The sequence below is a fragment of the Neisseria sp. WLZKY-1 genome (assembly GCF_046546535.1).
Lineage (GTDB): Bacteria > Pseudomonadota > Gammaproteobacteria > Burkholderiales > Neisseriaceae > Neisseria.
Genome location: NZ_JBKGTW010000011.1, coordinates 42,525 through 50,639, shown reverse-complemented (window position 1 = coordinate 50,639; position 8,115 = coordinate 42,525). Strand labels below are relative to the sequence as shown.

General features: G+C 56.0%; 10 protein-coding genes. 1 reads left to right on the top strand and 9 read right to left on the bottom strand.

The features are described 5' to 3' along the window. Positions 1-170: 170 nt before the first annotated feature. From nqrF to folB, 9 genes are all read right to left on the bottom strand, one after another. A complete protein-coding gene (nqrF, locus tag ACLD9W_RS04980) occupies positions 171-1,394 on the bottom strand; it encodes an NADH:ubiquinone reductase (Na(+)-transporting) subunit F (protein ID WP_410840982.1) in 1,224 nt (407 codons plus the stop codon). A 13-nt stretch (positions 1,395-1,407) separates the two neighbouring features. After that, a complete protein-coding gene (nqrE, locus tag ACLD9W_RS04975) occupies positions 1,408-2,001 on the bottom strand; it encodes an NADH:ubiquinone reductase (Na(+)-transporting) subunit E (protein ID WP_395428966.1) in 594 nt (197 codons plus the stop codon). A 3-nt stretch (positions 2,002-2,004) separates the two neighbouring features. Next, a complete protein-coding gene (locus ACLD9W_RS04970) occupies positions 2,005-2,631 on the bottom strand; it encodes an NADH:ubiquinone reductase (Na(+)-transporting) subunit D (RefSeq protein WP_410840981.1) in 627 nt (208 codons plus the stop codon). Then, positions 2,631-3,407 (bottom strand): Na(+)-translocating NADH-quinone reductase subunit C, encoded by a 777-nt coding sequence (locus tag ACLD9W_RS04965; protein ID WP_410840980.1) that lies wholly within the window; start codon positions 3,405-3,407, stop codon positions 2,631-2,633. Before ACLD9W_RS04965 ends, ACLD9W_RS04970 begins: the two co-directional genes overlap by 1 nt. Next, positions 3,400-4,632 carry an NADH:ubiquinone reductase (Na(+)-transporting) subunit B gene (locus ACLD9W_RS04960; protein WP_410840979.1) on the bottom strand — a complete coding sequence of 411 codons (1,233 nt, stop codon included), beginning with the start codon at positions 4,630-4,632 and terminating at the stop codon, positions 3,400-3,402. Before ACLD9W_RS04960 ends, ACLD9W_RS04965 begins: the two co-directional genes overlap by 8 nt. 2 nt (positions 4,633-4,634) lie before the next feature. Continuing rightward, on the bottom strand, positions 4,635-5,978 hold the full coding sequence (locus ACLD9W_RS04955) for a Na(+)-translocating NADH-quinone reductase subunit A (RefSeq protein ID WP_410840978.1): 1,344 nt from the start codon (positions 5,976-5,978) through the stop codon (positions 4,635-4,637). A gap of 264 nt (positions 5,979-6,242) precedes the next feature. Next, positions 6,243-6,449 (bottom strand): hypothetical protein, encoded by a 207-nt coding sequence (locus tag ACLD9W_RS04950; RefSeq protein ID WP_009425726.1) that lies wholly within the window; start codon positions 6,447-6,449, stop codon positions 6,243-6,245. 117 nt (positions 6,450-6,566) lie between these two features. Next, positions 6,567-6,770 carry a cold-shock protein gene (locus tag ACLD9W_RS04945; protein ID WP_003770035.1) on the bottom strand — a complete coding sequence of 68 codons (204 nt, stop codon included), beginning with the start codon at positions 6,768-6,770 and terminating at the stop codon, positions 6,567-6,569. A gap of 294 nt (positions 6,771-7,064) precedes the next feature. Continuing rightward, positions 7,065-7,415 (bottom strand): dihydroneopterin aldolase, encoded by a 351-nt coding sequence (gene folB / locus ACLD9W_RS04940; protein WP_410840977.1) that lies wholly within the window; start codon positions 7,413-7,415, stop codon positions 7,065-7,067. A gap of 59 nt (positions 7,416-7,474) precedes the next feature. Between folB and plsY the strand changes: the two genes are divergently transcribed. Beyond that, on the top strand, positions 7,475-8,080 hold the full coding sequence (gene plsY, locus ACLD9W_RS04935) for a glycerol-3-phosphate 1-O-acyltransferase PlsY (RefSeq protein ID WP_410840976.1): 606 nt from the start codon (positions 7,475-7,477) through the stop codon (positions 8,078-8,080). Positions 8,081-8,115: the final 35 nt, after the last annotated feature.

Below are 8,115 nucleotides of genomic sequence, written 5' to 3'. Positions count from 1 at the left end.
TTTCAGACGGCCTTTTGGTTTCAGACGGCCTTTTGGTTTCAGACGGCCTTTTGGTTTCAGACGGCCTTTTGGTTTCAGACGGCCTTTTGGTTTCAGACGGCCTTTTGGTTTCAGACGGCCTGAAAAAATGCGTGGGAAGCGTTGCTTCCCACGCATTTTTTCATTGTCTGCTACCCGCCAAAGTCGTCGAGCAGGATGTTTTCGTCTTCCACGCCCAAGTTTTTGAGCATTTTGATGACGGCCTGGTTCATTACTGGCGGGCCGCACATGTAGAACTCGCAGTCTTCGGGGGCTTCGTGGTTTTTGAGATAGTTTTCGTACAGCACGTTATGAATGAAGCCGGTGTAGCCGTCCCAGTTGTCTTCGGGCAGGGGGTCGGACAGGGCGACGTGCCATTGGAAGTTGTCGTTTTCGGCTTGCAGGCCGTCGAAGTCTTCGACATAGAACATTTCGCGTTTGGAGCGCGCGCCGTACCAGAACGAGATTTTGCGTTTGGATTTGAGGCGTTTGAGCTGGTCGAAGATGTGGGAGCGCATGGGTGCCATGCCTGCGCCGCCGCCGATGAAGACCATTTCGGCATCGGTATCTTTGGCGAAAAATTCGCCGAAGGGGCCGGAGATGGTTACTTTGTCGCCGGGTTTGAGTGACCAGATGTAAGAAGACATTTGGCCGGGAGGGGCATCGGGCATACGCGGTGGCGGGGTGGCGATGCGCACGTTGAGCATGATGATGCCTTTTTCTTCGGGGTAGGAGGCCATGGAGTAGGCGCGTAGGATGGGTTCGTCAACTTTGGAGACGTAACGCCAGAGGTCGTGTTTGTCCCAGTCTTCGTGGTATTCCTCGGGGATGTCGAAGTCTTTGTAGTACACGGTGTGCGGCGGGGCTTCGATTTGGATGTAGCCGCCTGCGCGGAAGGGGACTTCTTCGCCCTCGGGAATGGCGAGTTTGAGCTCTTTGATAAAGGTGGCTTTGTTGTCGTTGGAGATGACGGTGCATTCCCATTTTTTGACGCCGAACACTTCTTCGGGTACTTCGATGTCCATGTCGTTTTTGACGTTGACCTGGCAGGAAAGGCGGCAGCCTTCTTTGGCTTCGCGTTTGCTGATGTGGGAAAGCTCAGTGGGCAGGATGTCGCCGCCGCCGCTTTTGACGATGACGCGGCATTGTCCGCACGAGCCGCCGCCGCCGCAGGCGGAGGGGACGAAGATGCCTTTGCCTGCGAGTGCGCCCAAGAGTTTGCCGCCTGCGGGTACGTGAATGGCTTTGTCTGCGTCGTCGTTGATTTTGATGGTGACGTCGCCTTCGCTGACGAGCTTGGATTTGGCAAACAGAATCATCAGTGCCAAGGCCAAGACGATGACGGTAAACATCACGATGCCTAAGATAATTTCCATGTCCGCTCCTTTCTTATAGTTGGATGCCGGAGAACGACATAAACGCCATCGCCATCAGGCCGGCGGAGATGAAGGTGATGCCCAGGCCTTTGAGGCCTTTGGGGGCGTCGGAATATTTCATTTTTTCGGTGATGCCCGCCAGCGCGACGATGGCCAGCATCCAGCCGAGACCGGCACCGAAGCCGTAAACGACGGATTCGCCGAAGTTGTATTCGCGCTGCGCCATAAACGATACCGCGCCGAAAATCGCGCAGTTTACGGTAATCAGGGGCAGGTAGATGCCCAAGGCGTTGTAGAGCGCGGGGACGAATTTGTCGAGAAACATTTCGAGAATCTGCACCAGAGCGGCAATCACGCCGATGAAGGTGATGAATTTCAAAAAGGTCAGATCCACGCCTTCGACAATTGCGCCGTCTTTAAGGAGCGAGTAAACGAGTTGGTTGGCGGGTACGGACAGGCCGAGTACGAAAGTTACTGCCACGCCGAGGCCGAATGCGGTGGAGACTTTTTTCGATACCGCCAAAAAGGTGCACATGCCCAAGAAGAAAGACAGTGCCATGTTTTCCAAGAAGACGGATTTCACAAAGAGGCTTAAGTAGTGTTCCATGGTTTATTTCTCCGCCTGTTCGGGTTTCCAGGTGCGCAAGCCCCATACGAGGAAGCCGATGATGAAAAACGCGCTGGGGGCGAGCAGAAACAGGCCGTTGGCCTGATACCAGCCGCCGTCTTGGATGGTTTGGAAAACGGTGTGGCCGAACAGTTTGCCCGAGCCGACCAGCTCGCGGATGGTGGCGATGATGATGAGCATCATGCCGTAGCCTGCGCCGTTGCCGATGCCGTCAACCAGGCTTTCGAGCGGCGGCTCTTTCATGGCGAAGGCTTCGGCGCGACCCATCACGATGCAGTTGGTGATGATGAGGCCGACGAATACGGAAAGCTGTTTGGACAGTTCATACGCGTAAGCCTGCAAAAGCTGGTCGACCAGCGTTACCAGCGAGGCGACAATCGCCATCTGCACGATGATGCGGATGCTGTTGGGGATATAGTTGCGCACCATTGAGATGAAAAAGCTGGAAAAGCCGGTAACAAGGCTGACGGAAATGCCCATCACGATGGCCGTCTGAAGTTTGGTGGTGACGGCCAGCGCCGAGCAGATACCCAATACCTGCAAGGCAATCGGGTTGTTGTCGATAAAGGGTGAAAACATCAAGTGTTTCAAGCGTTTCATATCAGCCATTATTGTGCTCCTGCTGATTTTAATTTGTTCAGATACGGAATGTAGCCGTTTTCGCCGAACCAGTAGGCAAACGAACCCTGCACGCCTTTGGTGGTGAGTGACGCGCCGGAGAGGCCGTCTACGCCGTGCTCTTTGTCCGCACCCGCGCCTTTGCCGACGTGAATCGCCAGTTTGCCCTGCTCGTCAAACAGCTTTTTGCCGACAAACTTCTGCTGCCACAGCGGATTGCCGATTTCGCCGCCCAAACCCGGGGTTTCGCCCTGGTCGTAGTAGGTGATGCCGTTGATGGTGTTGCCGTCGGGCTGGATGGACACGAAGCCGTACATCACCGACCACAGGCCGTTGCCGTGCATGGGCAATACGATTTGGCTGACTTTGCCCGCGTCGTCTTTCACCAGATAGATTTCGGTGTATTTGGCGCGGCTTTTGATGTTGGCCAAGTCGTCTTCGGGCTTGATTTGGATGCTTTGCGCGGGGTCTTTGGCGGCAATGCGCGCGCTGAAATCGGCGGGTGCGTCTTTCACATATTCGCCGGTGGCCAAATCAACCACGCGCTGCTCGATGCGTTCGGCAAACACTTTGCTGATGTCGGTGTTTTTGTCCAGCAGTCCGGCCACGCTCAAAATGTAGCCCTGCTTGTCCTGTACCTTTTTGGCCGTCTGAACCGGTTTCAGGCCAACAACCGCGCCGGCCACAATCACCGAACAAATCAGGCTCACTACCAATACGACAATCAGCGTGCCGCTGAAGCTGTCTTTATCGAATTTCTTAGCCATTGCTGCGCGCCTTTCTGCGTTTGATATTCGCCTGTGCGACGAAATAGTCGAAAATCGGAGCAAACAGGTTGGCAAACAGAATCGCCAACATCATGCCTTCGGGGTAGGCGGGGTTGACCACGCGGATTAACACGCACATCACGCCGATAAGCGCGCCGTACCACCATTTGCCGGTGTTGGTAAAGGATGCGGACACGGGGTCGGTAGCCATAAACAGCATACCGATGGCAAAGCCGCCCACTACCAAATGCCAATACCAGGGCATGGAGAACATCGGGTTGGTATCCGAGCCGATGGCGTTAAACAGCGTCGACATGGCCACCATGCCGATCATCACTCCTGCAATGATGCGCCATGAGGCGATGCGCGCAAACACGATGAACGCGCCGCCGATTAAGAGTGCCAGCGTGGACACTTCGCCGACGGAGCCGGGCATATGGCCGATAAAGGCATCCATCCAAGTGAGCGGCTGGCCGGTAACGGCGTTTTGCAAACCCGCTGCGCCGCCGGTTGACCACTGCGCCAGCGCGGTTGCGCCGGAAAAGCCGTCCACGGCCGTCCAAATCGTGTCGCCGGTCATTGCGGCCGGATAGGAGAAAAACAGAAAAGCGCGGCCTGCCAGCGCGGGGTTCATGAAGTTTTTGCCCGTACCGCCAAACACTTCTTTGGCCACAACCACGCCGAAGGAAATGCCCAACGCGGCCTGCCACAGCGGAATGGTCGGCGGCAGAATCAGCGCGAACAGAATCGAGGTAACGAAAAAGCCCTCATTGATTTCGTGTTTGCGGATTGTGGCAAACAACACTTCCCAAAAGCCGCCCACCACAAACACGGTAGCGTAAACCGGCAGGAAGTAAACCGCGCCGAAGAGCATTTTCGACAACACGCCCGCATCGGCCGACATATTGATGCCCAAAGCGTCGGCCAGCGCGTAATGCCAGTTGCCCGCGATGTTTTGCGCCAGCATTTCGGCAGAGGCCGTCTGAAAAGCCTGGTCGCCCACGTTGTACATACCGAAAAACATGGCGGGAAACAGCGCAAACCACACCAAAATCATCATGCGCTTGGAGTCGAGTGCGTCGCGCACGTGCGCCGCCTTGCGCGTTACCGCGCCCTGCGTGTAGAAAATCGTCGCCGCCGCCTCGTAGAGGGCATACCATTTTTCATGTTTGCCGCCGGGCAGAAAATGCGGTTCGATTTTTTCAAAAAATTGTTTCAAACCCATGTTTAACCTTCCTTCTCAATGGTTTCCAGCACCTTGCGCAACAGCGGGCCGTATTCGTATTTGCCCGGGCACACAAAGCTGCACAGCGCCAAATCTTCCTCGTCGAGCTCCAGGCAGCCCAAGTCCTGCGCACTGTCGCTGTCGCCGACAATCAAATCGCGCAAAAGCAGCGTAGGCAAAATGTCCAGCGGCATCACGCGCTCGTAAGTGCCGATGGGCACCATCGCGCGGTGGCCGCCGTTGAGGGCGGTGTCGAATTTGAACAATTTGTTTTTCAAAAAATGGCCGAGGGTGGTACGCGTTACCGAATACCTGCCCGGCTGAGGGGCAAGCCAGCCAAACAATTCTTTGGCGCGGCCTTCTTCGATAACCGAAATCTGGTTGTGGTAGCGGCCGAGATAATCGTGTGCACCGGCCGCAATCGCGCCGTTTAACACCGAGCCGGAAATCACGCGGTTGTCGCCCTCTTCCAGTTCGCCCGCGCACAATTCGGACACTTTCGCGCCCAAGAGCGTGCGGAGCAAACGCGGTTTCTTCACCTGCGAGCCGCCCAAAGCCACCACGCGGCTGCTGTTCAGACGGCCTGTGGCAAACAGGCGGCCGATGGCAATCACGTCCTGATAGCCGATGACCCACACGGTTTTATTCAGGCCGACCGGGTCGATAAAGTGAATGTGCGTGCCGCTCAAACCCGCCGGATGGGGACCGGAAAATTCGTGTACGGCGATATTGGCCGCGTTTTCAGACGGCACATCCGCGCCCGCCGCCTTGCACACATGCACCGTGCGCTCGGTAAGGCGGCTCAACACCAGCAGGCCGCGTTGGAAATCTTCGGCGGCCTCTTTGATGATCACAACGGGGTCGGCCGCGAGCGGATTGGTGTCCATCGCGTTGACGAAAATCGCAGCGGGAGCGGCATCGACGGCAGGGATTTTGCTGAACGGGCGGGTACGGAAAGCCGTCCACAAGCCCGATTGAACCAGATTGCGGCGCACCGCGTCGCCATCGAGCTTGGCCAGCTCTTCGGGCGCATAGCGGTCGAACTCGATTTCGCCCCCGTCCTCGAGCCGGATAACCACCGACTGCAACACGCGCTTTTCGCCACGGTTGATGGCGGACACCACGCCCGCCGCCGGCGCGGTGAACACCACACCCGGATTTTTCTTATCTTCAAACAATACTTGGCCTTTTTTGACGGCATCGCCCTCTTTGACTTTCATCGAGGGACGCATACCGGCGTATTCTTCGCCAAGCAACGCGATTTCTGTAATGGCAGCACCGTCAAAGACGGTTTGTTCCGGCCTGCCCGCAATGGGCAGATCCAAGCCTTTTTTGATTCTGATCATAGGTCTGCATTACTTTTGGTAGGTTTAAAAAATACAGCAGCCGCCGACTATTCGGGTTGGCGGCATTCTTATGGCTTTGTTTTTCCGCCTGAAAACAGGCGTAATGTAAAGATTGTTTACAATATAAGCCCGCCGATTTTACAGGAAGCGCCTTTTTTTTGCCATAGCGCTGCTGCTTTTTACGGCAGATGCCATAAAGAGGCCGTCTGAAAACGGCTGCGCGGCGGCGGCGGGTTTTCAGACGGCCTCTTGGCTCGGAAGCGTTCAGCGCCCGTCGAAAAACTTCTTGTAATACCGATCGATACGGCCGATGGTAACGGCGTCGGTCGGAGTCAGGATGCGCTGCTGCAAAGTCAGGCGTATCAGTTCTTCGTCTTCTTTTTCGGCTTCGGCGCAGTCGGCCGACTGGTTTTTGCGCAGATAATCGATCATCTCGGCAAGCTGGCGTTTCGCCTGTTCGAAATCGGACATGGTTTTCCCTTTTTTCTTTTCTTACGGATAAACAAATCTTACAGATAAACAAACGGCGGGTATGAAACCCGCCATAGCGTTTGAAACCGGACAAACCGGCCAATCGGATACTGATGCTCAGGCTGCCTGGATATTGGCGGCTTGCAGGCCTTTGGGACCGCTGGTTACATCAAAGGAAACTTTCTGACCCTCTTTCAGGGTTTTGAAGCCTTCCATATTGATGGCGGAGAAATGTGCGAACAGATCGTCGCCGCCTTCGTCGGGGGTGATGAAACCAAAACCTTTTGCATCGTTAAACCATTTAACAGTACCGGTTGCCATAAATTACTACTTTCTATATTGAAAAATTGATAAAACCAAGCTAGACGGGGCATTACCGTAAGACGCGTTTTCCGTTTTAGAGTAATTGCCCGAGTCGGGCTTAACCGTCTTTTTACCTATGTTAAGCAATGTAGTCAAGCAATAAACGGGGAAAATCGTTTTTTCCCGGCAAAAAACGCAAAAAACAACAGTTATCGCATAAAACTGCCTGAAATTCAGGCAGTTTTCGCTTAGCCGCAGACAAAAGGCCATCTGAAAACAGGCATTGCTCCGTTTCAGACGGCCTTTTGGTTTTCAGACGGCCTTTTCCCGCTCGATTTCCACGCCGACCTCGCGCACGTCGGGCAGGATGCCGGGTTTGACCAGCCGCACCCTCACCCACACGGCGGGAAAGTCGGAGAGCACCAGCTCGGCGATGTGCCCGGCCAGCGTTTCGAGCAGGAAAAACTGCTGTCCGTGCAGGCTTTTGCGTACCGCTTCGCACACTTCGCCGTAGTGCACCGTATCGGCGATGTCGTCGCTGCCGCCGCGCGGGGGCAGGCCGATGTCGAGGTCGATAACGAGCGTCTGCGGCTGCCTGCGCTCCCAGTCGTACACACCGATCAGGGTGTCGGCCTTCATACCGTGAAGGAAGATTTTGTCCATTTTGCCGCACTCCGTTTTCGGATAGAATGCTGCGGATTTTAAAACAATACGGACAAACCATGTTTGATTTCTTGGTTGTGGCGGCGGCTTATCTGATCGGTTCGCTGTCGTTTGCGGTGATTGTGTCGAAACTCTCGGGCATGGACGATCCGCGCACCTACGGCTCGGGCAATCCGGGCGCGACCAACGTTTTGCGCAGCGGCAGAAAAAAGGCCGCCGCGCTCACTTTATTGGGCGACGCGCTCAAAGGCACGGCGGCGGTGCTGCTGGCCAAGGCGCTGTGGGTGCCGCTCGCGCTGTCCACGCCGACCATCGCGCTCTCGGCTCTGGCAGCGCTTGCCGGCCATATGTGGCCGGTCTTTTTCGGCTTTAAGGGCGGCAAGGGCGTGGCGACGGCGTTGGGCGTGCTGCTGGCGCTGTCGTGGCCGACGGCTCTGGTGTGCGCGGCGGTGTGGCTGATTGTGGCCTTCGGCTTCCGCGTCTCCTCGCTGGCGGCGCTGGCGGCTACGGCAACCAGCCCCGTTGCCGCTTTTTTCTTTATGCCTTATCCGTCGTGGGTGGCAGCAACCGCCGCCATCGCCCTTTTGGTGCTGTGGCGTCACAAAAGCAATATTCAAAACCTGCTGGCGGGGCGCGAAAGCAAAATCGGCGACAAGGCGCAATAACGCGTTTTCAGACGGCCTCATTGATTCGGTGAGGC

Excerpts from the sequence above, each read along its gene's own strand:
- ACLD9W_RS04955 (WP_410840978.1), bottom strand. The coding sequence starts at position 5,978 with ATGATCAGAATCAAAAAAGGCTTGGATCTGCCCATTGCGGGCAGGCCG.
- nqrE (WP_395428966.1), bottom strand. The coding sequence starts at position 2,001 with ATGGAACACTACTTAAGCCTCTTTGTGAAATCCGTCTTCTTGGAAAAC.
- folB (WP_410840977.1), bottom strand. The coding sequence starts at position 7,415 with ATGGACAAAATCTTCCTTCACGGTATGAAGGCCGACACCCTGATCGGT.
- plsY (WP_410840976.1), top strand. The coding sequence starts at position 7,475 with ATGTTTGATTTCTTGGTTGTGGCGGCGGCTTATCTGATCGGTTCGCTG.
- ACLD9W_RS04965 (WP_410840980.1), bottom strand. The coding sequence starts at position 3,407 with ATGGCTAAGAAATTCGATAAAGACAGCTTCAGCGGCACGCTGATTGTC.
- ACLD9W_RS04970 (WP_410840981.1), bottom strand. The coding sequence starts at position 2,631 with ATGGCTGATATGAAACGCTTGAAACACTTGATGTTTTCACCCTTTATC.
- ACLD9W_RS04950 (WP_009425726.1), bottom strand. The coding sequence starts at position 6,449 with ATGTCCGATTTCGAACAGGCGAAACGCCAGCTTGCCGAGATGATCGAT.
- ACLD9W_RS04960 (WP_410840979.1), bottom strand. The coding sequence starts at position 4,632 with ATGGGTTTGAAACAATTTTTTGAAAAAATCGAACCGCATTTTCTGCCC.
- nqrF (WP_410840982.1), bottom strand. The coding sequence starts at position 1,394 with ATGGAAATTATCTTAGGCATCGTGATGTTTACCGTCATCGTCTTGGCC.
- ACLD9W_RS04945 (WP_003770035.1), bottom strand. The coding sequence starts at position 6,770 with ATGGCAACCGGTACTGTTAAATGGTTTAACGATGCAAAAGGTTTTGGT.